Raw genomic sequence first — 26,541 nt, 5'->3', positions numbered from 1 at the left:
CTCTAATGCACAAGGTTATCCACAGGAATAGTGGATAACTGCTTCCAGCCCGTATGGACTGCCGCCTGGCAAAATCGACCTTCTGGTCATTTTCGGGCAACTAAAAAAAAATTATCGCTAATTTTTGATTTTTATCAGCTAACAGCACGACCCCATCCAGACGAGATCTTGCTCGCATTTTCACCATTTGGTTGCACTGCTTTTGCTGGGGGAGCAACGTCTGCCGTTGATTCGCCGGGTCGCTGACCGCTTTTGCCTCCTGCACCGGGGACGCAACGTGGCGCAGGGGCAACTGACCCAGCTAAACGACAAGCTTCTTAATCAGTGGATGACGCCCGCTCCAGAGCGCTGAGATCGAGGTAATGACCTGTCGGGGCGTATTCCGGCGACTCAGCCAGCCAGGGGATTTCCCCTAACAGCGGCGCCGGGAGCACACGCGATAACGTCGCCATATACTCCTGATGACGTTTTCCAGGCGGCGTCACGTCGTTGGCGACCCAGCCTGCGAGCGTTAAACCCGCTTGCTGTACCGCCTGCGCTGTCAGCATGGCATGGTTGATACATCCCAGTTTAACACCCACCACCAGAATCACCGGTAGTTGCTCGGCCTGGACCCAGTCAGCAAAGGTCAGCGTCGTTGAGAGCGGCGTAAACCAGCCCCCGGCCCCTTCAACCAACACCCAGTCAGCCTGGGCTTCTAACGCCCGTAAACCGTCAGACATCACCGTCGCGAGAATGGGCCTTCCCTCGTCGGCGCTGATAATATGCGGCGATGTTGGCTCCGCAAAGGTGTACGGATTGATGTCCTGATACGCCAGAGACAGCGTACTGTTGCGCTGTAGTGCCTGCGCATCGCCGTTGCGTAAACCGTCCGTCGTCATCTCACTGCCCGACGCCACCGGCTTGTAACCCACTGTACGGTAACCCCGCAGAGCGGCGGCCTGCAGTAGCGCACAACTGGCAACAGTTTTCCCAACTTCGGTGTCAGTGCCGGTGACAAAATAACGCTTAGTCACGTTCAATCACTCCCAAAAAAAGATGATAAGTCAGCGGGTATTTCCCCTGCTGTTGCGGCCAGGCTAGTTGCAGTTGCTGGAGCTGGCTGCGGGTGAGCACCCTCTGTTCGCGCCCTTCGTGCAGATGGGTCGCTCCAATGCCTTTGAGCGAACGCATCGCGCTCAGCGCATCGTCAAACCAGAGCGTGATAGCCTGAATCCGGTGCCGGGCGCGCCAGCCTCTCAGGGCGTTTTCGATGGCAATGCCGTCTAAAAAGTGGTTTGCATGCGCCCGATTATCGACCGCCCGCCACGCCTGACGCAGCTCCGGCAACGACCCTTGCGCCAGAGTGGTGAATGCTACCTGTCCGCCGGGGCGTACCACGCGATACAGCTCCGACAACGCCTGGGGTAAATCACTGCACCATTGCACCGCAAGGTTACTCCAGGCCAGATCGAAGCTCGCCGTGGGTTGCGAAATCGATTCAATATCCGCCATCAAATAATGGTCTGCGGCCTGCTGACGACGCGCCTCCTCGAGCATTTGCGCCGAGAGGTCGAGCGCCGTCACTTCGCAACCCTGTGCTCGCCAGTGGCGGCTCATGCGTCCCGGCCCGCAACCGGCATCCAGCACCTGCGAAAACGCGCGATCCGGCAACAATCCAAGTAACGCATCCGCGCTCTGGCGTTGCAGTTCGGCATGTTGTTCATACTGCGTCGCTGCTCGTCCGAACGCCGCCGCGATGGCCTGCTTATCAAACTGCGCCATGCAGCACCTCCAGCAAACGATCGATGTCCTGTTTTTCGTGCGCCTGGGTCAGCGTCAAACGTAGCCGCGCGGTGCCCGCCGGAACGGTAGGCGGGCGGATCGCGGTCGCCCAGCATCCCTGGCTGCGCAACGTTTCCGCCAGCTGTAATGCGCGCGCGTTATCGCCGACGATCAGCGGCTGGATTGCGCTGTGAGAAGGCGCCAGGGCGAACGCCGTGGTATCCACGCCAGCACGAAAATGTTCAATCAATGACGCCAGTTTTTCTCTGCGCTGGCGGCCTTCATCGCTACGGATCACCGCCAAAGCGGCGCGTAACGCCTGGGCCTGAGCGGGCGGCATACTGGTGCTGTAGATCAGGTGACGGGCAAACTGCAGCAGATACTCTGCCACACTGTCGGAACAGAGAATGGCCGCCCCGCTGACGCCAAACCCTTTGCCGAATGTCACCACCAGCAGTTCAGGCTTCACCTGCTGCTGCCAGCAACTCCCTCGCCCCTCATCACCGGTAACACCAATACCGTGCGCATCATCGACCAGCAGCCACGCGCGGTGCTGTTGTGCGGTACGCTGAATCTCGGCAAGCGGCGCGCTGTCGCCATCCATGCTGAATACCCCTTCGGTCACCACCAGTTGTTGACCAGAAATCGGGGCGGCCAGCAAACGAGACAGATGTTCGGGGTTGTTATGCGTAAAACGACGCAGTTGCGCCGGACTGAGGCTGGCGGCCTCCAGCAGCGATGCGTGGCTAAGCCGGTCGGCCACGATGCGATCGTCTTTTGCCATCAGTGCGGCAATGACCGCCTGGTTCGCCGCAAAACCGGAGATGAATAACAGCGCACGCGAATACCCCAGCCACTGCGCCAGCTCTTCCTCCAGCGCCTGATGGGCAACGGAATAGCCACTGACATGACCCGAGCCACCGCTTCCCACGCCAAAGCGCTCCGCGCCTTGCTGCCAGGCGCAGATAATCTGCGGATGGTGACTCAGCCCCAGGTAGTCATTGCTGGAAAAATTGAGATATTGACGATCGCCCGCATGGAGCCAGCGCCCGGCGCCCTGCACCACCGCGTGACGGCGGCGCAACGCATCGGCAGAACGACGCGCTATCAGCGCATCGTCGATTTTTTGCTGCCAGGTCATACGGTTGCCGCGTTGTAGTAATCGTCGGTGTCCGGGGTTATCAGCGCCTGTTCGAGGCGTTGCTGCTGTTCGTTGTCACCGGCCAGCACGGCCGTTTGCTGCGGATTCAGCCCCAGCTTGCGGAACAACTGCAGGTCTTTATCCTCTTCCGGGTTTGGCGTGGTCAGCAGCTTACAGCCGTAGAACACCGAGTTTGCGCCAGCCATAAAGCACATTGCCTGGGTCTGTTCGTTCATCTGTTCACGGCCTGCGGAGAGACGGACAAACGAGGTGGGCATCATGATACGCGCCACCGCAATGGTGCGAATAAAATCAAACGCGTCTACGTCGTCATTATCGGCCAGCGGCGTCCCTTTCACCTTCACCAGCATGTTGATGGGCACGCTTTCCGGTGGTGTCGGTAGGTTGGCTAATTGCAGCAAAAGTCCGGCCCGATCGTTTACCGTTTCACCTAACCCCACGATGCCCCCAGAGCAGACCTTAATGCCCGCCTCGCGGACTTTGTCCAGCGTGTCGAGACGCTCCTGATACGAACGGGTGGTGATAATGTTGCCGTAGAACTCAGGCGAGGTGTCGAGGTTGTGGTTGTAATAGTCCAGACCTGCGTCAGCCAGGCGCTTCGCCTGGGCGTCATTGAGCGTGCCCAGCGTCATGCACGCTTCCAGCCCCAGTTCTTTCACGCCCTGCACCATCTGTTCCAGATACGGCATATCGCGTTCATGTGGATTCTTCCAGGCCGCCCCCATGCAGAAGCGGGTCGATCCCGCATTTTTCGCTTTACGCGCAGAGTCCAGAACCTGTTCAACTTCCATCAAACGTTCTGACTCCAGGCCCGTTTTGTAGCGGGAACTCTGTGGGCAGTATTTGCAGTCTTCCGGGCAGGCACCGGTTTTAATCGACAACAGCGTACTCACTTGCACCTGTTGCGGGTCAAAATGTTGACGATGAACCTGTTGCGCTTCGAACAGTAAATCCAGCAACGGCTTTTCAAATAATTCGGTGACTTGCGACATTGTCCAGCGAGCGTGGTGAGCCATCGGGCCTCTCCAAAGGGTGTTGTTAATTTTTGATTCGGTGTAGACTCGTAAACCTAAATCTTTTTAATTTGGTTTACAAGTCGATTATGACAACGGACGATCTTGCCTTTGACCAACGCCATATCTGGCATCCTTACACGTCAATGACCTCACCGCTCCCGGTGTATCCGGTGGAGCGCGCCGAAGGTTGCGAACTGATTTTGTCTAACGGCGAACGCCTGGTTGACGGCATGTCCTCCTGGTGGGCGGCAATTCATGGCTACAATCACCCACAGCTCAACGCGGCAATGAAAACGCAGATCGACAGCATGTCGCACGTTATGTTCGGCGGTATCACCCATGCCCCTGCCATCAATCTGTGCCGTAAACTGGTGGCGATGACCCCAGAGCGGCTCGAGTGCGTTTTTCTGGCGGATTCCGGTTCGGTCGCGGTGGAAGTGGCGATGAAAATGGCGCTGCAATACTGGCGGGCATTAGGCGAATCCCGCCAGCGCTTCCTGACGTTTCGTAACGGCTATCACGGGGATACGTTCGGCGCGATGTCCGTCTGTGACCCGGAGAACTCCATGCATAGCCTGTGGAAGGGCTATCTGCCGGATAACCTGTTCGCTCCCGCGCCGCAAAGCCGAATGGACGGTGAGTGGGATGAACGGGATATGGTGGCATTCGCCCGTTTGATGGCCGCGCACCGCAACGAGATTGCGGCGGTCATTCTGGAGCCGATCGTCCAGGGCGCGGGCGGCATGCGGATGTATCACCCTGAATGGTTGCGGCGCATCCGTAAAATGTGCGACCGCGAAGGCATCCTGCTGATTGCCGATGAGATTGCGACCGGATTCGGCCGTACGGGTAAACTGTTTGCCTGCGAGCACGCCGACATCACGCCGGACATTCTGTGTCTGGGGAAAGCGCTGACCGGCGGGACCATGACCCTCTCCGCCACCTTAACCACCCGCACTATCGCTGAAACCATCAGCAACGGCGAAGCCGGATGTTTTATGCATGGCCCAACCTTTATGGGCAATCCACTGGCCTGTGCCGTGGCGACCGCCAGCCTGTCGCTGCTGGAAACCGGAGAGTGGCAACACCAGGTTGCCGCCATCGAAACGCAGTTACGCGCTGAATTAACCCCTGCCGCGCAGTCGCCGTGGGTGGCGGATGTGCGCGTGCTTGGTGCCATTGGCGTAGTGGAAACGACACATCCGGTGAATATGGCAGCGCTCCAACGCTTCTTTGTGGAACAAGGGGTGTGGGTACGCCCGTTCGGTAAACTGATTTATCTGATGCCGCCTTACCTTATTCAACCTGAGCAACTGCGTAAACTGACGCAGGCAGTGAATGACGCCGTGACGCAGGAAACATTTTTTATCCATTAATCGGCGGTAAGCCCGTCTGATACTGACTACACTTTTTTGCGGATCAGCAGATTGACGGAGGGTGCATGATACTTATCAGCCACGACCTGCGCGACGGGGAAAAACTGCCCCATCGTCAGGTATTCAACGGGATGGGCTATGACGGAGATAATATCTCTCCGCACCTGGCCTGGGACGATGTCCCCGCTGGGACGAAAAGCTTTGTCGTGACCTGTTACGATCCCGACGCGCCCACCGGCTCGGGTTGGTGGCACTGGGTTGTCGCCAACTTACCTGCCGACACGCGCGTTTTACCGCAAGGCTCAGGCTCTGGTCTTTCGCCGCTGCCGGAAGACGCGATTCAGACGCGCACGGATTTTGGCAAAGCGGGCTACGGTGGCGCTGCGCCGCCAAAAGGGGAAACGCACCGTTATATCTTTACGGTGCATGCCCTGAATGTGGAACGCATTGAGGTCGATGAAGGCGCCAGCGGTGCGATGGTCGGATTTAATGTCCATTTCCATTCGCTCGCCAGCGCGTCAATTACCGCGATGTTCAGTTAATCGGTGTTGTGCCGGATGGCGACGCTAACGCGTCTTATCCGGCCTACAGGTTACACAGGCCGAATAAGCGTTAGCGCCATCCGTCATTGTTACAAGAACTCAGGCACCAGACGCAGTAAATCCCCTCGCGCCAGTAGCGCAGTAGCACACTCGATATCCGGGGAGAAGAAACGATCCTGGGTGTAGTGCGGAACCTGTTCACGTAATGCCTGACGCGCCTGCTCCAGCAGTGGACTGGAGGTTAACCCTTCACGCAAATCAATCCCCTGACAGGCTGCCAGCCACTCCACGGCGATCACGCCTCGCGTATTGGCGGCCATTTCCCACAACCGACGACCCGCCGCCGGTGCCATGGAAACATGGTCTTCCTGATTCGCCGATGTCGGCAGACTGTCGACACTGTGCGGATGCGCCAGCGCTTTGTTCTCGCTGGCCAACGCCGCCGCCGTCACCTGGGCTATCATAAAACCGGAGTTAACCCCGCCATTTTTCACGAGGAACGGCGGTAGCTGCGACATGTGTTTATCCATCATCAACGCAATGCGTCTTTCCGACAGCGCGCCAATCTCCGCGATCGCCAGCGCCAGATTATCCGCCGCCATCGCCACCGGTTCCGCATGGAAATTGCCGCCGGAAATCACATCGCCCTCTTCGGCAAACACCAGCGGGTTGTCCGAAACCGCATTGGCTTCAACAAGCAGCACCTCCATAACCTGACGCAGTTGCGTCAGACACGCCCCCATCACCTGCGGCTGACAGCGCAGAGAGTACGGGTCCTGCACTTTTTCACAGTTATGGTGAGAGTCGGAAATCGGACTGTTTTCGGTCAGCACGTGGCGGTAAAGCGCCGCGGCATCTATCTGTCCGCGTTGCCCACGCGCGGCATGAATGCGCGCGTCAAACGGGCGACGTGACCCCAGCACAGCTTCCGTGGTCAGTGCCCCGCACACCACGGCGGAGGCAAATAACTCTTGCGCCTCAAACAGACCGCGCAGGGCAAAAGCGGTCGATGCCTGGGTGCCGTTAAGCAGCGCCAGCCCCTCTTTTGCCGCCAGCGTGACAGGCTCCAGACCCGCTTTACGCAGCGCGTCCTTCGCCGGTAGCCACTCGCCTTGCCAACGTGCTTTACCCTCGCCAAGCAGCGTAAGGGACATGTGTGCCAACGGCGCTAAGTCGCCTGACGCCCCTACCGATCCTTTTGCCGGAATCAGTGGATAAACACCGGCATTGACCAGTGCGATCAGCGCTTCAATCACACTCAGACGAATGCCTGAAAATCCACGGGCCAGACTGTTGATTTTCAGCACCATCATCAGACGCACCATCGCGTCGTCCAGCGGTTCGCCAACCCCTGCGGCATGTGAAAGCACCAGCGAGCGCTGCAAATTTTGCAGATCTTCGGTGGCGATGCGCGTCTGCGCCAGCAGACCGAAACCGGTATTGATCCCGTAAGCCGTACGCCCTTCAGCCACAATGTTATTCACACAGGCGACGCTGGCATTGATGCCATCAATCGCGCTGGCATCCAGACTCAGTTGCACAGGCTGCTGCCAGACGGCGCGCAGTTGTTCAAGGCTCAGTTGGCCCGGCGTTAACATAAGCGTATTCATATCAACGATTCCCTTGAGTAGCCGCGATCATAGGTAAGTTCAGCCCCTGCTCGACGGCGCATTCGACGGCGATGTCATAACCGGCATCGGCATGGCGCATAACGCCCGTTGCCGGATCGTTGTGCAGTACCCTGGCGATGCGTGCTGCCGCTTCATCGGTGCCGTCACAGACGATCACCATCCCGGAGTGCTGGGAGAAGCCCATTCCCACGCCGCCACCGTGATGCAGCGAAACCCAGGTTGCGCCGCTGGCGGTGTTGAGCAGCGCATTCAATAACGGCCAGTCGGAGACCGCGTCTGAGCCGTCGCGCATCGCTTCAGTTTCACGGTTCGGGCTGGCGACGGAACCGGAATCGAGATGGTCACGGCCAATCACAATCGGCGCGGAGACTTCGCCGCTGCGCACCATTTCGTTAAACGCCAGCCCCAGTTTTTGCCGCCACTCCAGTCCGACCCAGCAGATACGCGCGGGAAGTCCCTGGAAGTTGATGCGTTCACGGGCCATATCCAGCCAGTGATGCAAATGTTTATCGTCTTTGACGATTTCTTTTACTTTGGCATCGGTTTTATAAATATCCTGCGGATCGCCGGAAAGCGCCACCCAGCGGAACGGGCCAATCCCACGACAGAACAGCGGTCGAATATAGGCCGGAACGAAACCGGGGAAATCAAACGCCTTTTCAACGCCCATCTCTTTGGCCATTTGGCGAATATTGTTGCCGTAGTCAAAGGTCGGGACGCCCATTTCGCTAAACGCCAGCATTGCCTGGACGTGCGTCGCCATTGAGCGTTTCGCCGCCAGTACCGTACCTTGCGGGTCAGAAATCGCTTTCTGCTGGTACTCTTCCCAGCTCCAGCCGGAAGGCAGATAGCCATGCAGCGGATCGTGGGCGCTGGTCTGATCGGTTACCATATCCGGGCGTACGCCCCGTTTTACCAGTTCTGGCACGATGTCCGCCGCATTGGCGCACAGGGCGATAGAGACGGCTTTACCTTCACGGGTGTATTTTTCAATACGCGCCAGCGCGTCATCCAGGGATTCAGCCTGTTCGTCGACATAGCGGGTACGCAAACGGAAATCGATACGGCTCTGCTGACATTCAATGTTCAGTGAACAGGCACCGGCCAGCGTCGCGGCCAGCGGCTGAGCGCCGCCCATCCCACCAAGCCCGGCGGTCAGAACCCAGCGTCCCGCCAGGTTGCCCTGATAGTGCTGGCGTCCGGCTTCGACAAAGGTTTCGTAGGTGCCCTGCACGATCCCCTGGCTGCCAATGTAGATCCAGCTTCCGGCCGTCATTTGACCGTACATGGCCAGGCCTTTCGCATCCAGCTCGTTGAAGTGCTCCCAGGTCGCCCAGTGCGGAACCAGGTTGGAGTTGGCGATCAACACGCGCGGCGCATTTTCATGGGTTTTGAATACGCCTACCGGTTTGCCGGATTGCACCAGCAGGGTTTCATCGTCATTCAGTTGGGTCAGTGCTTTAACGATGGCGTCATAACATTGCCAGTCGCGCGCGGCACGCCCAATCCCGCCATACACCACCAGCTCGTGGGGATTTTCAGCAACATCGGGATCAAGGTTATTCATTAACATGCGCAGCGGCGCTTCGGTCAGCCAGCTTTTGGCTGTTAAGGTCGTCCCTCTTGGGGCACGGATATCCTGCTCACGATATTTGCTTTGGGGCATGTCAGATTCCTCACGAACGCTCAGATAAGTCACTAACATATACTTGTCTATACAAGCTATCGCAAGGACGCAATTAACAGAAATGATACATTTTTGTTATATTGCGTCAGCAATCACGGTTTTCGCTGTTGTCCGGTCAGGACATAAAATGGCCTTGCAGGCGATAACGCGACCCCGGAAAGAGTAAACGCGCATGGGAGACGATCTGCGTTGCCGACCAGGTGGTACGACGGATCAGCAGACACGGGTCATGTTCTTTGATATTTAACAAGGCGCACTCTTCCGCCGTGGCGCGTACCGCCTCGACAATGTGCTCCCCTTCCGTCAGCGGGGCGATCAGCGACAAATAGGCATGCGGCGTTGTCTGCTGGTAATCCTGAGAGAGATACTCCGGCACCACCTCCGCATTCACACAGCGATCCTCAATTTGCACCGGCAGAGCGTCTTCGTAATGCACCATAATAGAATGGAAAATGGGCGTGCCTTCTTTGACGTTGAGCGCCGCCGCCTGCAATGCCGTCGCCTGCGTGCTCTCCAGTGTCAGCACTTCACAGCGGTGCTGGTGGTGACGGGCAACGATTTCGTCTGCAATGCTGCGGATTTCAAACAGCGCCGATTGTCCTTTCGGCTCCGCGACAAATGTCCCGACGCCCTGCAGGCGCACCAGCAGCCCCTCATCGGTTAGCTCCCGCAGCGCCCGGTTGATGGTCATTCGACTGAAACCATACTGCGCCACCAGTTCCGCTTCCGACGGAATACGGTCATGGGGTTGCCAGATCCCGCTGGCGATTTTTTCGCTGATGGCCTGTTTGACCTTTTCATAAAAGGGCGCAGGCGCGCTGGCCGTGGCAGAACGTGAGCGAGAGGGAAACATGCAAGAGCCTTCCTTATGCGTATAAAAGTGGGTCTGGTGTTAGTGCCACCAGTGCGCGATTTGCCAGCCAAGCCGCGCCGCAACTCGCGCTGCTTTGCCATCATCGTCAAAGCGGGGGTTAAATTCAACCATATCCACCGCCTGGAGTTTACCGCTTCGACAAACAGGTTCAACTAACCGCATCACGGTGGCCAGCGGCACCCCAAGCGCCGCTGGCGCGGAAACCGCAGGCATTTCCCAGACGGGAAGCACGTCGAGATCGATAGTCAGATAGATTTTGTCCACGCTGGCGATAAACTGCGACAGCTGTGGTTGTGCGTCGCCGCAGTCCAGATCCTCAACGACCGTCACCTTACGCCGTTGCGCTTCATCCCATAAGGCAGCGGTATTTGCCGCCCGACTCACACCAAAGCAGGCATAATGAAACTCGCGCTCCTGCGCCTCGCAAAGCTGGGCCAGTTGCCGAAACGGCGTGCCGGACGTTGCCCTTTCGGCCTGGCGAAGATCCAGATGCGCATCCAGATTGAGGATCCCAATGCGCGCATCCGGGAACGCATCCAGAACGCCAGCCCCATGACCAAATGCGGTTTCATGCCCACCGCCTAACACCAGGGTACGCATATTGGCCTGCTGACACTGTCGTACGGCGTCACGCAAGGCGTGTTGTGCCGCTTCAAGATCGGGAGCCTGCGCGATGATATTGCCTAAATCTACCAGCCGGTCATGCCCCTGATGCGCCGCCAGATTCGCCAGCGCTTTTCGCAGCGCATCCGGTGCGCCCGCCGCACCTGGACGCCCCTGATTACGCTTTACGCCTTCATCACAGGCAAACCCCAGTAACGCGATGTTCTCCGGGTATGAGGATGGGGAGAATGTCGGGCTGAGCGTGATTGTCTGGAACAGGCGCAGCGCATTGGCGGCTTCCGCGCTGTCATCACGCCCCTGCCACAAAGAACGGGGGGTCGGTTGCCATTGCGTCATTTTATCTGCCCTCTGAAAACGCGTTGATACAGCGGGTTACGGCCCGGTTCGTAAAGGATTTCAACCGGAAGCGCCGCATCCCAGACCACAAAATCAGCCACATAGCCCGCTTTAAGCTGCCCATGGGTTGCCTGTCGCCCGAGCGCGCGCGCAGCATGGCGTGTGACGCCAGCCCATGCCTCTTCCGGCGTTAACCCAAACTGAACGCAGGCCATGTTCATCGCCAGATGCAAGCTAATGAACGGGCTGGTGCCTGGGTTAAAATCGGTGGCGACAGCCATCGGCACCTGGTAGCGGCGCAGCAGTTCAACCGGTGGGCGCTGGGTTTCTTTGAGAAAATAAAACGCCCCCGGCAGCAGGACGCCAACGGTACCGCTTTGGCGCATCGCCGCCACGCCCGCTTCGTCCAGATATTCGATATGATCGGCAGACAGACCGTGATAGCGGCTGACCAACTGCGCGCCGCCCAGCAAAGAGAGTTGCTCAACATGCCCCTTAACCGGGATCCCCAGCGCCTGCGCGGCCTGGAATACGCGCTCGCTTTGCGCCAGGTTAAAACCGACGCTTTCGCAGAACAGATCCACGGTCTCAAACAGCCCCTTTTCCCATAAATGAGGCAGCATCGACTCGCACACCTGCGTGATGTAACCGTCAGGATTGTCGCGATATTCCGCTGGCGTGGCGTGCGCCGCCAGTAACGTAGGACTGATTTCCACGGTGTTCTCAGACGCCAGCGCCGCGATAACCTGCAGCATCTTCTCTTCTGTGGGTAAATCCAGACCGTAGCCAGACTTTATCTCCAGCAGCGTGACGCCTTCTTTAACAAGACGCGCCAGTCTGGCCCGTGCGATGGCAAGCAGATCGTCAGCGGAGGCTTTTCGCGTCGCCGCCACGGTCGAATTAATACCGCCGCCCTGCGCGCTAATCTGTTGATACGAAACCCCGTTCAGCCGCTGTTCCCATTCTGCGGCGCGGTTGCCGCCAAAGATCAGGTGCGTATGGCAGTCGATCAATCCCGGCGTGACCAGGCGACCCTGCATATCAAACGTCTTGCCCTGCGCCGCGTCTAATGATGATTCGGGGACAATATCCAGTATGTTGCCCTGACGCACCACCAGCGCATGCCCCTCGACCATGCCATACGGCGTGTTACGTTCGGGATCCATGGTCGCCAGCCGGACATTACGCCAGATAACGTCATCAGGTAAAAGTTGCCGCATTCCATCCACCACTTGTCATAGGTTGTATAGACATTTATTTTTATTCCAGCACTATTGTCAACCGGGGGAACGATAAATGTTGCTTATTTGTGACGTGTCGGCCCAATCCACGGGGCATCCGCTTCCTAAAATGAACTTTTTGCCTTTTCGCCTTCCCGTTTCGCCCAACTTAGTATAAAAAAGCAGGCTTCAATGGAATTAATTTAACTTTCAAAGCCCGGAGCAACCCGTGAACACATTATCGGTTTCCCGTCTGGCGCTGGCACTGGCTTTTGGCGTGACGCTGACCGCCTGTAGCTCTACGCCGCCCGATCAAATCCCTTCCGATCAGACTGCGCCTGGAACGTCCTCGCGTCCGATCCTGTCGGCGAATGAAGCACAGAACTTTGTTGCTGCTCATTATTTCGCTTCACTGACGCCGAATACGGCACCGTGGTCGCCTTCTTCTATTTCTCTGCCTGCACAGCCTGACTTTGTGGTCGGCCCGGCAGGCACGCAGGGCGTCACGCATACGACGATTCAGGCGGCAGTAGATGCGGCAATTACCAAACGTACCAATAAGCGTCAGTTTATCGCGATCATGCCAGGCGAATATCAGGGTACCGTGTACATTCCGGCCGCACCTGGCAGCCTGACGCTGTACGGTATGGGCGAGAAGCCGATTGATGTGAAAATTGGATATGCCATTGATGGCGATATGAGCATTGCTGACTGGCGTCGCGCGGTAAACCCGGGCGGTAAATATATGCCGGGTAAACCTGCGTGGTATATGTTTGACAGCTGCCAGAGCCAACGTAACGCGAACATTGGCGTCATGTGTTCAGCGGCTTTCTGGTCACAGAATAACGGCCTGCAATTGCAGAACCTGACTATCGAAAACAATCTCGGTGATAGCGTAGATGACGGTCACCACCCAGCCGTTGCCCTGCGCACCGACGGCGACAAAGTTCAGATCAACAATGTGAACCTTCTCGGTCGTCAGAACACCTTCCTGGTGACCAACAGCAGCGTGCAAAACCGTCTGCAAAACGATCGTCAGCCGCGCACGCTGGTAACCAATAGCTACCTCGAAGGGGATGTGGATATTGTTTCTGGTCGTGGTGCCGTGGTGTTTGACAACACAGACTTCCGCGTTGTGAACTCCCGTACCCAAAAAGAAGCTTACGTTTTCGCCCCGGCAACGCTGTCCAACGTCTTCTACGGCTTCCTTGCCACCAACAGCCGTTTCACGGCAAGTGGTGATAATGTCGCGCAACTGGGCCGCTCGCTGGATGTCGATACCAACACCAACGGTCAGGTGGTGATCCGCGATAGCGTGATCAATGAAGGCTTTAATATGGCCAAACCGTGGGCTGATACCGCGATTTTCAAACACCCGTTTACGGGAAACACCGGTACGATGGATGATAAGGGAGAAGTTCAGCGCAACCTGAACGACACCAACTTCAACCGCCTGTGGGAGTACAACAACCGCGGGTTAGGCAGCAAAGTGGTTGCAGAACCGAAGCAGTAATCGCAGTCCTGGCCCGGTAAGCGCATGCACTACCGGGTCATGCGCCGGATAATGGCTGAAACGCCTTATCCGGCCTGCGACACACAATTAGTACGCGTTAACCACCACCCACATTGGCCCCTGACCCACCGCATAGCGCGCTTTTTCGCTTAGTAGCCCCTGCTCTCCGACAATGTCATACACCGCAATATGATGCGACTTTTGCCCGGCGGCGATCAGATATTTCCCCTGATGATCAACATTGAAGCCACGCGGCTGGGTTTCCGTCGGCTGGTAACCTTCTTTGGTCAGCACGCTACCATCTTCAGAAACGCTGAACACCGTAATCAGACTGGCAGTACGATCGCAGGCATACAGATGACGGCCATCCGGCGTAATGTGAATGTCTGCCGCCCAGCGCGTGTCGGAGAAATCAGCAGGCATCATATCCAGCGTTTGTACGCACTCCACGTTGCCATGGGGATCTTTGAGTTCCCAGACATCCACAGAGCTGTTCAGCTCATTCACGCAGTAGGTGTATTGCTGGTTCGGGTGGAATGCCATATGGCGTGGACCTGCACCCTCAACCGTCGTCACTTCCGCTGGTTCCTGCGCCACCAGCTTGCCGTCGTCGCTGAGCGTAAACAGGCAAATGCGATCCTGTTTGAGCGCCGGAACCCACAAGGTACGATTATCCGGCGAGATATTCGCAGAGTGGCATCCCTCCAGCCCTTCAACGACATCCACCACCTCAACAGGTAGCCCATCTTCCAGACGCGTCACGCTGACGTTTCCGGCATTGTAGGATCCGACAAAGACAAAGCGCCCCTGGCGATCGGTGGAAATATGCGTCGGACTGCCCGGCAATGCGGACTGTGCTGCAAACGTCAGTGAACCGTCGTCTGGCGCAATGCGATACGCCAGTACGCGAAACTCCGGACGCACGCCAACGTAGAGATAGCGCTTATCCGGACTGACCACCATCGGCTGAACCTGGCCGGGTACGTCAACCACCTGCACAAGCGTCAACACGCCTTCATGATTCAGGCTCCAGACGTGAATTTGCTGGCTTTCAGGGCTGGCGGTATAAACTGTTTGCTTCATGAATGCTCCTTTGCTTTGGCAACTGGCTGCAATAACCGGATACAGCTTAACGTAGTCGCTTTTAACGATGAATTCTGAATTAACGCTCAGAGTTTTGCCCGACTCTCTTCTCGGTGTACCATTCTCTCAGACAAAACTCTCAACCTTAACCTGGAAATATCTATGACCGCTCGCGTGATTGCTCTGGATTTAGACGGTACCTTGCTGACCCCGAAAAAGACCTTGTTACCCTCCTCTCTTGAGGCACTTTCGCGCGCCAGAAAAGCCGGGTATCAACTTATCATTGTCACCGGTCGTCATCACGTTGCTATTCACCCTTTTTATCAGGCGCTGGCGCTGGATACACCTGCAATTTGCTGTAACGGCACCTATTTGTATGATTATCATGCAAAAAGCGTACTGGAATCGGATCCAATGCCAGTGGATCAGGCGCTGCAGTTAATCGATATGCTTGATGATCACCAGATCCACGGACTGATGTACGTTGATGATGCCATGCTCTATGAGCGCCCTACCGGGCACGTGATTCGCACCACTAACTGGGCGCAAGCTCTGCCGCCGGAACAGCGCCCGACATTTACCCAGGTGCCTTCGCTGGCGCAGGCCGCGCATGAGGTGAATGCCGTCTGGAAGTTCGCCCTGACGGACGAAGATATTCCTAAACTGCAACAGTTTGGTCAGCACGTCGGACAGACTTTGGGGCTGGAGTGCGAATGGTCGTGGCACGATCAGGTTGATATTGCGCGTAAAGGCAACAGCAAAGGGAAACGCCTGACGCAGTGGGTTGAGGCCCAGGGAGGCTCAATGCAAGACGTGATTGCGTTCGGTGATAACTTTAACGATATCAGCATGCTGGAAGCCGCTGGCACCGGCGTCGCTATGGGCAATGCCGAGGACGCGGTGAAAGCGCGGGCCAATGTTGTCATCGGCGACAACACCACCGACAGCATTGCGGCGTTTATCTATTCTCATCTGCTGTAATCAGGCGGTAATCGACACGCTCTTGATTTGCGCGTACAGCCACAGGCCAGGTTTGATACCCAACTCATCCCTGGCCCACGGGCTGATCCTCGCCCACAGGGTCTTGCCCCCAATCTCCAGTTGTACTTCAACTTGTCCTTTGTCGTCATAACACTGCGCCACTTTGGCGCGCAAAATATTACGGATACTGGTTTGCTGCGGCGGTTGCAGTACCAGTGAGACATCCGAGGCCTGAATGCGAATGCGCATCGCGGTTTGCAGCGGCTCATCAAGCTTGCTCACCCACAGATGCTGATCCCCGAGGGCCAGCGCCGTCATCGCATAATGCGGATGGTGTTCCAGCACGCTGACTTTCAGAATACTGCTCTGCTGCTCCTGCGGCAGCCACGGATGCATGACATTGCTCCCCCACACCTCTTCCAGCGCGCCAAAGGCTTTCACCTGACCGTTTTCCAGCACCATGACTTTATCCGCCAGGTGCAAGATCTCATCAAGGGAGTGGCTGACATACAACATGGGAATATTGATTTCACGCGCCAGGCGTTGCAGGTAAGGCAGCAGTTCGCGCTTACGCGGAATATCCAGCGAGGCCAGCGGTTCATCCAGCAACAGGAGTTCTGGCGCCGTCAGCAACGCCCGCCCGATGGCCACGCGTTGCTTTTCACCGCCGGAAAGGCTTCCTGGCAAGCGGTCAAGCAGCGGTTCAATACCCAGCAAGGCCACCAGTTTATCAAACTGCCCGGCCATGCTCTTTGCCATACCGTAACGAAGATTGCCGCGCACTTTATAATGAGGGAACAGGCGAGCATCCTGAAAAACATATCCCACGCGCCGTTTTTCCGGGGTTAAACAAATGCCGTTTTCGACATCGTTCAGCACCCGGCCGTTGAGCACGATGCGCCCGGTTTGCGGGCGCGTCAGACCACTGATGGCATTAATGAGCGACGTTTTCCCGGCGCCGGAAACACCAAAAATCGCGGTGATCCCGCTGGCAGGCAACGTTTCGTTGAGCGTCAGGCAATGTGTGCCTAATGTCTGGGAGAAGTTGAGTTCCAGCATCGTTATCTCCCCGTCCGTTCACGGCTAATACGGGCCAGCCATTCCGAAACCAACAGGGAAATCAGCGCCAGCACGATAGAAATCAAACACAGTCTCGCCGCCGCGCTTTCCCCTCCAGGAGTCTGGATCAGGGTATACATCGCGGACGGAATGGTGCGCGTTTCACCGGGGATATTGGAAACAAAGGTAATGGTTGCACCAAACTCGCCGAGCGAACGGGCAAACGCCAGCACCGTACCAACAATGATACCCGGCAGAGTGAGCGGCAACGTAATGGTCAGAAACACGCGCCAGCGGCCTGCGCCGAGCGTGCGGGCGGCCTGTTCCAGTTTGACGTCCACCCCTTCCAGCGCCAGGCGAATGGCCCGCACCATCAACGGGAAAGACATGACGGCGGCCGCCAGCACCGCGCCGCGCCAGCTAAACGCAAAGGTGATGCCGAACACATCATACAGCCACTGGCCGATAAATCCGCGTCGCCCCATCGCAACCAGCAGGAGATAGCCCACCACCACGGGCGGTAACACCAACGGAAGATGCAGCACGCTATCGAGCAGGGCTTTGCCTGGAAACGTGCACCGGACAAGTAACCAGGCAAAAAAGATCCCAAACGGCAGGCTAAACAGCACGGCCAGGGAAGAGACTTTCAGGCTCAGTAATACGGCCTGCCATTCTGGATCGGTCAGTATCATTACTTCGTCGTAAATCCATAACGTTTAAAAATGTCAGAAGCCTGCGGTCCTTTCAGGTAGTCATAGAACGCGCTGACCGTGGCGTTTTTGTGTCCATCGACAATCGCTACCGGATATTCTACTTTTTTATGCGAATCTTCCGGGAAGGTGCTCACCACCTTCACACCTTTACTGGCAACAGCATCAGAGCCGTAAACAATCCCCAGCGGCGCTTCGTTACGTTCCACTAACGCCAGCGCACCGCGAACATCTTCAGCCGGTGCCAGTTTCGCCGCCAGAGTATCCCATGCACCCAGTTTTTGCAGCGCTTCTTTGGCGTAGATGCCAGCAGGAACGTGCTCGGGATCGCCAACGGCCAGACGTCCGCCGTTCAGCAGCTGCGTCCAGGGGGTTTTGCTGTCGATAGTGAACGCTTTCTGCTCGCTCGCTTGCGGTGCGACAACCACCAGGCTGTTACCCAGCAGCGTTTGACGCGAACCGGTATCTATCGCTTTTTTATCTACGACGTAATCCATCCATTTCTGATCGGCAGAGATAAACAGATCGGCAGGCGCGCCCGCCTCAATCTGGCGTGCCAGCGTTGACGAAGACGCAAAAGAAGAGACGACGTCAACGTTCTTCTCTTTTTTGTACTGTGCGGCAATATCCTGCATTGCGTTGGTCAGTGACGCCGCCGCAAAGACGGTGATTTTCCCTTCATCCGCCAGCGCTTGACCAGCAACGGTTAAAGATAATGTTGCCCCGGCAAACAGGCGTAACCATGTACGAGCCATCTGTAACTCCTTTTGAATATCGTTATGTATTCGCAAATATAACGATATTGCCAACATTTGCCCAGCGGTTATTCACGACCATGAGAGGTGACACAAAGAAAATATCGGCAGGGAAAGCAGGATCTTGAGAAAACAAAAACGCCCGACTGAGCGGGCGTTTGGGGAATTAATGGTTCTGTCTGGGCTGGTCTTTTTTACCGATACTGGAGAAAATGTTGAACACTTCTCCCAGGCCGTAAATCATTCCGAGGATGACGGCCATGACTACAGGTACCATGATTACGGCGAATACCAGACTTTTCAATAACTCTAACATGGTCAACTCCAGATATAATCCTTCAGTTATTCTAACCTTATAAACGAGAAAAGCACTCCCCTTTTGTGCTATCGGCTTTGCGCGCCCGCCGTTTTCCGTCACAATAACCCTTTTGCCAGGATCTTGTTATGCAAGCCGAAATCCTTCTCACCCTGAAACTTCAGCAAAAATTGTTTGCGGACCCACGACGCATTTCTCTGCTTAAGCACATTGCGCTTTCCGGCTCCATTAGTCAGGGAGCGAAAGATGCAGGCATCAGCTACAAAAGTGCCTGGGATGCGATTAACGAGATGAACCAGCTCAGCGAACAGACGCTCGTAGAGCGCGCAACGGGCGGCAAAGGCGGCGGTGGCGCGGTGTTGACGCGTTATGGTCAACGGCTGATCCAGCTTTACGATTTACTGGCGCAGATTCAGCAAAAAGCCTTCGATGTGCTGAGCGACGACGATGCGTTACCTCTCAATAGTCTGCTGGCGGCCATCTCCCGTTTTTCACTGCAAACCAGCGCCCGCAACCAGTGGTTTGGCACGATCACCTCGCGTAACCACGATCAGGTACAGCAGCACGTCGACGTCCTGTTAGCCGACGGTGAAACGCGACTGAAAGTGGCAATCACGGCGCAAAGCGGCGAGCGTTTGGGTCTGAATGAAGGTAAAGAGGTACTGATCCTTCTGAAAGCACCCTGGGTGGGCATTACCCAGGACGATGCCACCGCACAGGCAGCCGACAATCAGCTTCAGGGCACCATCAGCCATATCGAACGCGGCACCGGGCAATGTGAAGTGCTGATGACACTTCCGGATGGTCAGACCTTGTGCGCCACAGTGCCGGTTGAAGAGGCCGCCAGGCTGGAAGAAGGCGCCAACGTGACGGCCTGGTTTAACGCGGACAACGTGATTATCGCCACGTTGTGCTAAGCACATTGACATTGTTTCACGAAAGACGTATCCCTGTGGTTCATCGCTGCAAAAAATGGGATATAAAATGTCATCGTTGCATATTTCGCAAGGCACGTTTCGTCTGAGCGATACCAAAACGCTTCAACTGAACACGTTTACGTTGAATGCGGGTGATAGCTGGGCGTTTGTGGGCGCCAACGGCAGTGGAAAATCCGCGCTGGCGCGAGCACTGGCGGGTGAACTCCCCTTATTAAAAGGCGAACGCCAGTGCGCCTTTACGCGCAGGACTCGCCTCTCATTTGAACAGTTGCAGCAACTGGTCAGCGATGAATGGCAGCGGAACAACACCGATCTGCTCAGCCCTGGCGAAGAAGATACCGGGCGCACGACGGCGGAAATTATCCAGGAAGAGGTCAAAAACCCCTCCCGCTGCGCGGAACTCGCAGCGCAGTTTGGCATCTCCGGGTTACTCACCCGACGTTTTAAATACCTCTCCACCGGCGAAACGCGCAAAACCCTGCTCTGCCAGGCGCTGATGTCTGAACCCGATTTGCTGATCCTCGACGAGCCGTTTGACGGGCTTGACGTGGCTTCCCGCCGCCAGTTAGCGGAGCTTCTCGCCACCCTGCATCAATCGGGCTACACGCTCGTGCTGGTCTTAAACCGCTTCGATGAGATACCTGACTTCGTGCAATTTGCTGGCGTCCTCGCAGACTGCACGCTGACAGAAACCGGCGAAAAATCCGCTCTGTTACAACAGGCGCTGATCGCCCAACTCGCCCACAGCGAGCAACTGGCTGGCATGCAATTACCAGAACCCGATGTCCCTTCCGCGCGCCATACCCTGCCGGAGACAGAGGCGCGAATTGTTCTGAAAGACGGCGTCGTTTCCTACAACGATCGCCCTATCCTCAACCGCCTGAGCTGGCAGGTAAATCCGGGCGAGCACTGGCAGATTGTCGGTCCTAATGGCGCAGGAAAATCGACGTTACTCAGCCTGGTCACCGGCGATCATCCCCAGGGCTATAGCAACGATCTGACGCTGTTTGGCCGTCGTCGCGGCAGTGGTGAAACCCTGTGGGATATCAAAAAACACATTGGCTATGTCAGCAGCAGTCTGCACCTTGACTACCGTGTCAGTACCACGCTACGTAATGTGATCCTGTCAGGCTTTTTTGATTCTATAGGCATCTATCAGGCCGTCTCGGACAGGCAGCGCAAGCTGGTGCAGCAGTGGCTGGATATTCTTGGAATGGATAAGCGCACCGCCGACGCGCCGTTTCATAGTCTTTCCTGGGGACAACAGCGGCTGGCGCTGATTGTCCGCGCGCTGGTGAAACACCCCACGCTGCTGATCCTCGATGAGCCGCTACAGGGGCTGGACCCGCTAAACCGTCAGCTTGTCCGCCGCTTTGTCGATGTACTGATCGGTGAAGGGGAAACTCAGCTGTTGTTTGTCTCTCACCACGCCGAAGACGCGCCAGACTGTATCACCCATCGCCTGGAGTTTGTGCCGGATGGCGACGGGTATCTCTACCGGCAGACAGCACGGCAGTGATTTTCATCCGTGGGCGCGTCAATGCGCCCTTTTTTTCGGACAAACACCGCAACCGTTCCTTAATCCTATGATTTACAATGACGTCATTGAATGACGGACATAAAAATACCGAAGTGTAAACGATTCCACTAATTTATTCCGTATCACACTTTTCGCAACTTTGTTATGCTATGTTTATTCCATACCATAGGCTTAACGGAGCGAATTATGAGAGTTTTGGTTACAGGTGGTAGCGGTTACATAGGAAGCCATACTTGCGTACAGTTGCTGAAAAACGGTCACGACGTCATCATCCTTGATAACCTCTGCAACAGTAAGCGCAGTGTACTGCCCGTTATTGAACGTTTAGGCGAAAAGCATCCGAGTTTCGTTGAAGGCGATATCCGCAACGAAGCGCTGATGACCGAAATCCTGCACGATCACGCGATTGATACCGTGATTCACTTTGCTGGTCTGAAAGCCGTTGGCGAATCCGTCGCTAAACCGCTGGAATATTATGACAACAACGTTAACGGCACCCTGCGTCTGATCGGCGCCATGCGCGCTGCCGGCGTCAAAAACTTCATCTTTAGCTCCTCCGCCACCGTTTACGGCGACCAGCCGAAAATTCCTTATGTCGAAAGCTTCCCGACCGGTACGCCGCAAAGCCCGTACGGCAAAAGCAAACTGATGGTCGAACAGATCCTCACCGATCTGCAAAAAGCGCAGCCGGACTGGAGCATCGCGCTGTTGCGTTACTTCAACCCGGTCGGCGCGCATCCGTCAGGTGATATGGGCGAAGACCCGCAGGGCATTCCGAATAACCTGATGCCCTACATCGCCCAGGTGGCAGTGGGTCGTCGCGATTCACTCGCTATCTTTGGCAACGACTACCCGACCGAAGACGGCACCGGCGTGCGCGACTACATCCACGTGATGGATCTCGCCGACGGGCACGTCGCCGCGATGGAAAAACTGGCCGGTAAACAAGGCGTACACATTTATAACCTTGGCGCAGGTGTTGGCAGCAGCGTGCTGGACGTCGTCAACGCCTTCAGCAAAGCCTGCGGCAAACCGGTGAACTACCATTTTGCCCCGCGTCGCGAAGGCGATCTTCCCGCCTACTGGGCAGATGCCAGCAAAGCAGACCGCGAACTGAACTGGCGCGTTACCCGTACGCTTGACGAAATGGCGCAAGATACCTGGCACTGGCAGTCACGCCATCCGCAGGGATATCCGGATTAAGGAACAATCATGACGCAATTTAACCCTGTCGATCATCCACATCGCCGCTTTAACCCGCTCACCGGGCAATGGATTCTGGTTTCGCCGCATCGTGCGAAACGCCCCTGGCAAGGGGCGCAGGAAACACCGTCTAACGAACGCCTGCCAGCTCACGATCCGGACTGTTTCCTGTGCGCAGGCAACACCCGTGTGACCGGTGATAAAAACCCCAACTACACCGGGACCTACGTTTTTACCAACGACTTTGCCGCCTTAATGTCCGACACGCCGGACGCGCCGGAGAGCCACGATCCACTGATGCGTTGCCAGAGCGCGCGCGGCACCAGTCGGGTTATCTGTTTTTCTCCGGATCACAGCAAAACCTTACCCGAATTGAGCGTTCCGGCACTGACGGAAATCGTTAAAACCTGGCAGGAACAAACGGCCGAGCTGGGGAAAACGTATCCGTGGGTGCAGGTTTTCGAGAACAAAGGTGCGGCAATGGGGTGTTCCAACCCGCATCCACACGGTCAGGTTTGGGCTAACAGCTTCCTGCCCAACGAAGCCGAACGTGAAGATCGTTTGCAAAAAGCCTACTTTGCTGAGCAGGGTTCCCCGATGCTGGTGGATTATGTTCAGCGTGAACTGGCCGATGGCAGCCGCACCGTCGTGGAAACCGAGCACTGGTTAGCGGTCGTCCCCTACTGGGCAGCCTGGCCATTTGAAACCTTGCTGTTGCCAAAAGCGCATGTATTGCGCATGACCGATCTGACCGATGACCAGCGCGCCGATTTGGCGCTGGCGTTGAAAAAACTGACCAGTCGTTATGACAACCTGTTCCAGTGCTCATTCCCCTACTCCATGGGCTGGCACGGCGCGCCATTTAACGGCGAAGCGAACGAACACTGGCAACTGCACGCACACTTTTATCCGCCGCTGCTGCGCTCCGCGACCGTGCGTAAATTTATGGTCGGTTACGAAATGCTGGCGGAAACCCAGCGTGATCTGACGGCTGAACAAGCGGCAGAACGCCTGCGTGCGGTCAGCGACATCCATTTTCGCGAATCCGGAGTTTAAAAAATGAGTCTGAAAGAGAACACACAATCTCTGTTTGCAGAAATTTTTGGCTACCCTGCCACCCACACCATTCAGGCGCCAGGTCGCGTTAATCTGATCGGCGAACATACCGATTACAATGACGGTTTCGTACTGCCCTGCGCTATCGATTATCAGACGGTGATCAGCTGTGCGACGCGCGACGATCGTAAAGTCCGCGTCATTGCCGTCGATTATGACAATCAGGTTGACGAATTCTCCCTCGATGCCCCCATCGTCACCCATGACAGCCAGCAATGGTCAAACTACGTACGCGGCGTGGTAAAACACCTGCAAAAACGTCACGCGGGTTTTGGCGGCGCCGATTTAGTGATTAGCGGTAACGTACCGCAGGGCGCGGGATTAAGCTCTTCCGCTGCGCTGGAAGTGGCCGTGGGCACCGTGTTCCAGCAGCTTTATCATCTGCCGCTGGATGGCGCGCAAATCGCGCTCAACGGTCAGGAAGCAGAAAATCAATTTGTTGGCTGCAACTGCGGCATCATGGATCAGCTGATCTCCGCGCTGGGCAAGAAAGACCATGCCTTGCTTATCGATTGCCGTTCACTGGGCACCAAAGCGGTATCGATGCCAAAAGGCGTGGCGATCGTTATCATCAACAGCAACTTTAAACGTACGCTGGTGGGCAGTGAATACAACACTCGCCGCGAACAGTGCGAAACGGGCGCACGCTTCTTCCAGCAGCCTGCCCTGCGCGATGTCAGCCTTGACGCCTTCAACGCCGTAGCAAGTCAGTTGGATCCGGTGGTGGCAAAACGCGTTCGTCACGTCCTGACCGAAAACGCGCGCACCGTTGAAGCGGCAAACGCGCTGGAAAACGGTGACCTGAAACGGATGGGTGAGCTGATGGCGGAATCTCACGCCTCCATGCGTGATGATTTTGAAATCACCGTACCGCAGATCGATACGCTGGTTGAGATCGTCAAAGAGACCATTGGCGAAAACGGCGGCGTGCGCATGACCGGCGGCGGCTTCGGCGGTTGCATCGTCGCGCTGATCCCGGAAGCGTTAGTACCCGCCGTACAACACGCCGTTGCTGAGCAGTACGAAGCAAAAACCGGTATCAAAGAAACCTTCTACGTCTGCAAACCTTCACAAGGAGCCGGACTGTGCTAAATGAAACCCCAGCGCTGGCACCCGATGGTCAGCCGTTTCGCCTGCTGACCCTGCGCAACCGCGCAGGGATGGTGGTCACGCTGATGGACTGGGGCGCCACGCTTCTTTCCGCCCGCATCCCCCTGAGCGACGGGAGCGTTCGCGAAGCCTTGCTGGGCTGCTCCAGCCCGGAACAGTATCCCGAACAATCGGCGTTTCTCGGCGCATCGGTCGGTCGTTATGCTAACCGCATCGCCGATAGCCGCTACAGCTACGCGGGTGAAACGGTCAGTTTGCTGCCAAGTCAGGGCGAGAACCAGCTGCATGGCGGACCCGACGGTTTTGATAAACGTCGCTGGCAGGTGGTCAACCAGAACGATTGTCAGGTGTTGTTTGCGCTGACATCCGAGGATGGCGACCAGGGCTTCCCGGGACGTCTGTGCGCCACCGCGCAATATCGACTGACCGAGGACAACCGTATTTCGATCACCTATCGTGCGGCGGTGGATAAGCCCTGCCCGGTTAATCTGACCAACCACGTTTATTTCAACCTGGATGGCGATGTGACCGATGTCCGCAATCATAAGCTGCAGATTCTGGCTGATGATTATCTGCCGGTTGATGAAGGGGGCATCCCGCGTGAAGGGCTGAAATCCGTTGCCGGTACCTCATTCGATTTCCGCCAGGCGAAAACAATTGCCAGTGCGTTTCTTGCTGATGGCGATCAACGCAAAGTGAAGGGATATGACCACGCCTTTTTGTTGCAGGCCAGGGGCGATGCTCGCACCCCTTGCGCGCATCTGTGGTCACAGGATGAAAAATTGCAGATGAAGGTGTACACCTCCGCGCCAGCGCTACAATTTTATTCCGGTAACTACCTGGGCGGCACACCTTCCCGTGGGCCGGACGCGTATGCCGACTGGCAAGGCCTGGCGCTGGAAAGTGAATTCCTGCCGGACAGTCCAAACCATCCGGAATGGCCGCAGCCAGACTGTATTCTTCACCCGGGCGAAGAGTATGTGAGCCTGACGGAATATCAGTTTATCCCTGCCTGATTCAGCGCCCTCCGAAAGGAGGGCGGTTTTATCTCCATCCTGCTCAAATCCCCATCACCTGAAGACAAAATCGCAACCATGAGTTCACAAGAACCTTACACTGCGTCACTATTTTCGCTATGGTTATGCATAAGGATTGCCGCTGAGGCGTCACGGCAATATAATGAGAATTATTATCATTAAATGAAGGTTGAGGAGTAAGCATATGGCTGTAACTAAGCTGGTTCTGGTACGTCATGGTGAAAGTCAGTGGAACAACGAAAACCGCTTCACCGGCTGGTACGATGTTGATCTGTCTGAGAAAGGCGTGGGCGAAGCAAAAGCGGCAGGTAAACTGCTGAAAGATGAAGGCTATAGCTTTGATTTTGCTTATACCTCTGTGCTGAAACGTGCCATCCACACCCTGTGGAACGTGCTGGACGAACTGGATCAGGCCTGGCTGCCGGTAGAGAAATCCTGGAAACTGAACGAGCGTCACTACGGTGCGCTACAGGGTCTGAACAAAGCTGAAACCGCAGAGAAATACGGTGATGAGCAGGTGAAACAGTGGCGTCGTGGCTTTGCGGTAACACCGCCAGAGCTGAGCAAAGACGATGAGCGCTTCCCGGGTCACGATCCACGCTATGCCACACTGACTGACAAAGAACTGCCGGTCACCGAAAGCCTGGCGCTAACCATTGATCGTGTCATCCCTTACTGGAATGAATCCATTCTGCCGCGCATCAAAAGCGGTGAGCGCGTCATTATCGCCGCTCACGGTAACTCCCTGCGCGCGCTGGTGAAATACCTGGATAATATGGGCGAAGATGAAATTCTTGAACTGAATATCCCGACCGGCGTACCGCTGGTGTATGAGTTCGACGAAAACTTCAAGCCAATCAAACGTTACTACCTGGGTAATGCTGACGAGATCGCAGCAAAAGCGGCGGCCGTTGCGAATCAGGGCAAAGCGAAGTAATTCATTTTCCG

The 26,541-nt window shown here is 56.3% G+C and carries 25 protein-coding genes and 1 pseudogene; 12 read left to right on the top strand and 14 right to left on the bottom strand.

The features are described 5' to 3' along the window. Positions 1-199: 199 nt before the first annotated feature. Positions 200-352: pseudogene (locus AC07NP_RS01985) on the top strand (ABC transporter ATP-binding protein); the annotation flags it as partial. On the opposite strand, the gene bioD reads toward AC07NP_RS01985, so the two are convergent. The 4 genes from bioD to bioB are packed head-to-tail and all read right to left on the bottom strand — an operon-like array spanning position 318 to position 3,942. Next, on the bottom strand, positions 318-1,016 hold the full coding sequence (gene bioD / locus AC07NP_RS01980; RefSeq protein ID WP_494659409.1) for a dethiobiotin synthase: 699 nt from the start codon (positions 1,014-1,016) through the stop codon (positions 318-320). The pseudogene AC07NP_RS01985 and the gene bioD sit on opposite strands and share 35 nt — an antisense overlap. Next, entirely contained in the window at positions 1,009-1,764 is a 756-nt protein-coding gene (bioC, locus tag AC07NP_RS01975) for a malonyl-ACP O-methyltransferase BioC (protein ID WP_494659408.1), read from the bottom strand. The genes bioD and bioC overlap by 8 nt, the downstream gene beginning before the upstream one ends. Beyond that, a complete protein-coding gene (bioF, locus tag AC07NP_RS01970; protein ID WP_494659407.1) occupies positions 1,751-2,905 on the bottom strand; it encodes an 8-amino-7-oxononanoate synthase in 1,155 nt (384 codons plus the stop codon). The genes bioC and bioF overlap by 14 nt, the downstream gene beginning before the upstream one ends. Further along, positions 2,902-3,942 carry a biotin synthase BioB gene (gene bioB / locus AC07NP_RS01965; RefSeq protein ID WP_494659406.1) on the bottom strand — a complete coding sequence of 347 codons (1,041 nt, stop codon included), beginning with the start codon at positions 3,940-3,942 and terminating at the stop codon, positions 2,902-2,904. Before bioB ends, bioF begins: the two co-directional genes overlap by 4 nt. An 86-nt stretch (positions 3,943-4,028) precedes the next feature. On the opposite strand from bioB, the gene bioA reads away from it, so the two are divergent. After that, entirely contained in the window at positions 4,029-5,318 is a 1,290-nt protein-coding gene (gene bioA, locus AC07NP_RS01960; RefSeq protein WP_494659405.1) for an adenosylmethionine--8-amino-7-oxononanoate transaminase, read from the top strand. Positions 5,319-5,383: 65 nt separating this feature from the next. Continuing rightward, a complete protein-coding gene (locus AC07NP_RS01955; RefSeq protein WP_494659404.1) occupies positions 5,384-5,860 on the top strand; it encodes a kinase inhibitor in 477 nt (158 codons plus the stop codon). 89 nt (positions 5,861-5,949) lie between these two features. Here AC07NP_RS01955 and hutH read toward each other — a convergent pair whose 3' ends face one another. The 5 genes from hutH to hutI all read right to left on the bottom strand — a co-directional run bounded on the left by hutH (position 5,950) and on the right by hutI (position 12,232). Then, entirely contained in the window at positions 5,950-7,470 is a 1,521-nt protein-coding gene (gene hutH / locus AC07NP_RS01950) for a histidine ammonia-lyase (RefSeq protein ID WP_494659403.1), read from the bottom strand. Between the two features lies 1 nt (position 7,471). Further along, the gene (gene hutU, locus AC07NP_RS01945; RefSeq protein WP_494659402.1) at positions 7,472-9,157 is read right to left on the bottom strand and encodes a urocanate hydratase; all 1,686 of its coding nucleotides are present in this window, start codon (positions 9,155-9,157) and stop codon (positions 7,472-7,474) included. 136 nt (positions 9,158-9,293) lie between these two features. Then, positions 9,294-10,031 carry a histidine utilization repressor gene (locus tag AC07NP_RS01940; protein WP_203358424.1) on the bottom strand — a complete coding sequence of 246 codons (738 nt, stop codon included), beginning with the start codon at positions 10,029-10,031 and terminating at the stop codon, positions 9,294-9,296. Positions 10,032-10,070: 39 nt separating this feature from the next. Then, positions 10,071-11,012 carry a formimidoylglutamase gene (gene hutG / locus AC07NP_RS01935; protein WP_494659401.1) on the bottom strand — a complete coding sequence of 314 codons (942 nt, stop codon included), beginning with the start codon at positions 11,010-11,012 and terminating at the stop codon, positions 10,071-10,073. Continuing rightward, positions 11,009-12,232, bottom strand: a complete 1,224-nt coding sequence (hutI, locus tag AC07NP_RS01930) for an imidazolonepropionase (protein ID WP_494659400.1) — start codon at positions 12,230-12,232, stop codon at positions 11,009-11,011. The genes hutG and hutI overlap by 4 nt, the downstream gene beginning before the upstream one ends. Before the next feature lie 229 nt (positions 12,233-12,461). On the opposite strand from hutI, the gene AC07NP_RS01925 reads away from it, so the two are divergent. Then, positions 12,462-13,745, top strand: coding sequence for a putative acyl-CoA thioester hydrolase (locus tag AC07NP_RS01925; protein ID WP_494659399.1), 1,284 nt, complete (start codon positions 12,462-12,464; stop codon positions 13,743-13,745). An 87-nt stretch (positions 13,746-13,832) separates the two neighbouring features. Here the strand turns inward: AC07NP_RS01925 and pgl are convergent, their stop codons facing one another. Next, positions 13,833-14,828, bottom strand: a complete 996-nt coding sequence (gene pgl, locus AC07NP_RS01920; RefSeq protein ID WP_494659398.1) for a 6-phosphogluconolactonase — start codon at positions 14,826-14,828, stop codon at positions 13,833-13,835. A gap of 162 nt (positions 14,829-14,990) precedes the next feature. Between pgl and AC07NP_RS01915 the strand changes: the two genes are divergently transcribed. Continuing rightward, the gene (locus tag AC07NP_RS01915) at positions 14,991-15,809 is read left to right on the top strand and encodes a pyridoxal phosphatase (protein WP_494659397.1); all 819 of its coding nucleotides are present in this window, start codon (positions 14,991-14,993) and stop codon (positions 15,807-15,809) included. Here AC07NP_RS01915 and modC read toward each other — a convergent pair whose 3' ends face one another. The 4 genes from modC to AC07NP_RS01895 all read right to left on the bottom strand — a co-directional run bounded on the left by modC (position 15,810) and on the right by AC07NP_RS01895 (position 18,649). Next, positions 15,810-16,868: a molybdenum ABC transporter ATP-binding protein ModC gene (gene modC, locus AC07NP_RS01910; protein ID WP_494659396.1), complete on the bottom strand. Its 1,059-nt coding sequence runs from the start codon at positions 16,866-16,868 to the stop codon at positions 15,810-15,812. It abuts the gene before it with no gap. Between the two features lie 2 nt (positions 16,869-16,870). Next, positions 16,871-17,560 (bottom strand): molybdate ABC transporter permease subunit, encoded by a 690-nt coding sequence (gene modB / locus AC07NP_RS01905; RefSeq protein ID WP_192611625.1) that lies wholly within the window; start codon positions 17,558-17,560, stop codon positions 16,871-16,873. After that, entirely contained in the window at positions 17,560-18,333 is a 774-nt protein-coding gene (gene modA, locus AC07NP_RS01900; protein ID WP_494659395.1) for a molybdate ABC transporter substrate-binding protein, read from the bottom strand. Before modA ends, modB begins: the two co-directional genes overlap by 1 nt. Positions 18,334-18,499: 166 nt before the next feature. After that, entirely contained in the window at positions 18,500-18,649 is a 150-nt protein-coding gene (locus AC07NP_RS01895) for an AcrZ family multidrug efflux pump-associated protein (protein WP_301696329.1), read from the bottom strand. 128 nt (positions 18,650-18,777) lie between these two features. Here AC07NP_RS01895 and modE point away from each other — a divergent pair, with 128 nt between their 5' ends. The 7 genes from modE (at position 18,778) to gpmA (ending at position 26,530) form a co-directional block, all read left to right on the top strand. Then, positions 18,778-19,566, top strand: a complete 789-nt coding sequence (gene modE / locus AC07NP_RS01890) for a molybdenum-dependent transcriptional regulator (RefSeq protein WP_494659394.1) — start codon at positions 18,778-18,780, stop codon at positions 19,564-19,566. Positions 19,567-19,633: 67 nt separating this feature from the next. Then, a complete protein-coding gene (modF, locus tag AC07NP_RS01885) occupies positions 19,634-21,106 on the top strand; it encodes a molybdate ABC transporter ATP-binding protein ModF (RefSeq protein ID WP_494659393.1) in 1,473 nt (490 codons plus the stop codon). Positions 21,107-21,313: 207 nt separating this feature from the next. After that, positions 21,314-22,330 carry a UDP-glucose 4-epimerase GalE gene (galE, locus tag AC07NP_RS01880; RefSeq protein WP_494659392.1) on the top strand — a complete coding sequence of 339 codons (1,017 nt, stop codon included), beginning with the start codon at positions 21,314-21,316 and terminating at the stop codon, positions 22,328-22,330. Positions 22,331-22,339: 9 nt separating this feature from the next. Beyond that, entirely contained in the window at positions 22,340-23,386 is a 1,047-nt protein-coding gene (gene galT, locus AC07NP_RS01875) for a galactose-1-phosphate uridylyltransferase (RefSeq protein WP_494659391.1), read from the top strand. A 3-nt stretch (positions 23,387-23,389) separates the two neighbouring features. Further along, a complete protein-coding gene (gene galK, locus AC07NP_RS01870; RefSeq protein WP_494659390.1) occupies positions 23,390-24,538 on the top strand; it encodes a galactokinase in 1,149 nt (382 codons plus the stop codon). Next, positions 24,532-25,572 (top strand): galactose-1-epimerase, encoded by a 1,041-nt coding sequence (gene galM / locus AC07NP_RS01865; RefSeq protein ID WP_494659389.1) that lies wholly within the window; start codon positions 24,532-24,534, stop codon positions 25,570-25,572. The genes galK and galM overlap by 7 nt, the downstream gene beginning before the upstream one ends. Before the next feature lie 205 nt (positions 25,573-25,777). After that, positions 25,778-26,530, top strand: coding sequence for a 2,3-diphosphoglycerate-dependent phosphoglycerate mutase (gene gpmA / locus AC07NP_RS01860; protein ID WP_494659388.1), 753 nt, complete (start codon positions 25,778-25,780; stop codon positions 26,528-26,530). Positions 26,531-26,541 lie beyond the last annotated feature (11 nt).

Source organism: Citrobacter sp. GW821-FHT07H02 (assembly GCF_059418505.1).
Note: the sequence above shows the minus strand (reverse complement) of the source record. Positions and strands in the feature narration are given on the sequence as shown.

Coding starts and splice junctions, on each gene's coding strand:
- bioC (WP_494659408.1), bottom strand. CDS start 1,764: ATGGCGCAGTTTGATAAGCAGGCCATCGCGGCGGCGTTCGGACGAGCA.
- bioF (WP_494659407.1), bottom strand. CDS start 2,905: ATGACCTGGCAGCAAAAAATCGACGATGCGCTGATAGCGCGTCGTTCT.
- bioB (WP_494659406.1), bottom strand. CDS start 3,942: ATGGCTCACCACGCTCGCTGGACAATGTCGCAAGTCACCGAATTATTT.
- bioA (WP_494659405.1), top strand. CDS start 4,029: ATGACAACGGACGATCTTGCCTTTGACCAACGCCATATCTGGCATCCT.
- AC07NP_RS01955 (WP_494659404.1), top strand. CDS start 5,384: ATGATACTTATCAGCCACGACCTGCGCGACGGGGAAAAACTGCCCCAT.
- hutH (WP_494659403.1), bottom strand. CDS start 7,470: ATGAATACGCTTATGTTAACGCCGGGCCAACTGAGCCTTGAACAACTG.
- hutU (WP_494659402.1), bottom strand. CDS start 9,157: ATGCCCCAAAGCAAATATCGTGAGCAGGATATCCGTGCCCCAAGAGGG.
- AC07NP_RS01940 (WP_203358424.1), bottom strand. CDS start 10,031: ATGTTTCCCTCTCGCTCACGTTCTGCCACGGCCAGCGCGCCTGCGCCC.
- hutG (WP_494659401.1), bottom strand. CDS start 11,012: ATGACGCAATGGCAACCGACCCCCCGTTCTTTGTGGCAGGGGCGTGAT.
- hutI (WP_494659400.1), bottom strand. CDS start 12,232: ATGCGGCAACTTTTACCTGATGACGTTATCTGGCGTAATGTCCGGCTG.
- pgl (WP_494659398.1), bottom strand. CDS start 14,828: ATGAAGCAAACAGTTTATACCGCCAGCCCTGAAAGCCAGCAAATTCAC.
- AC07NP_RS01915 (WP_494659397.1), top strand. CDS start 14,991: ATGACCGCTCGCGTGATTGCTCTGGATTTAGACGGTACCTTGCTGACC.
- modC (WP_494659396.1), bottom strand. CDS start 16,868: ATGCTGGAACTCAACTTCTCCCAGACATTAGGCACACATTGCCTGACG.
- modB (WP_192611625.1), bottom strand. CDS start 17,560: ATGATACTGACCGATCCAGAATGGCAGGCCGTATTACTGAGCCTGAAA.
- modA (WP_494659395.1), bottom strand. CDS start 18,333: ATGGCTCGTACATGGTTACGCCTGTTTGCCGGGGCAACATTATCTTTA.
- AC07NP_RS01895 (WP_301696329.1), bottom strand. CDS start 18,649: ATGTTAGAGTTATTGAAAAGTCTGGTATTCGCCGTAATCATGGTACCT.
- modE (WP_494659394.1), top strand. CDS start 18,778: ATGCAAGCCGAAATCCTTCTCACCCTGAAACTTCAGCAAAAATTGTTT.
- modF (WP_494659393.1), top strand. CDS start 19,634: ATGTCATCGTTGCATATTTCGCAAGGCACGTTTCGTCTGAGCGATACC.
- galE (WP_494659392.1), top strand. CDS start 21,314: ATGAGAGTTTTGGTTACAGGTGGTAGCGGTTACATAGGAAGCCATACT.
- galT (WP_494659391.1), top strand. CDS start 22,340: ATGACGCAATTTAACCCTGTCGATCATCCACATCGCCGCTTTAACCCG.
- galK (WP_494659390.1), top strand. CDS start 23,390: ATGAGTCTGAAAGAGAACACACAATCTCTGTTTGCAGAAATTTTTGGC.
- gpmA (WP_494659388.1), top strand. CDS start 25,778: ATGGCTGTAACTAAGCTGGTTCTGGTACGTCATGGTGAAAGTCAGTGG.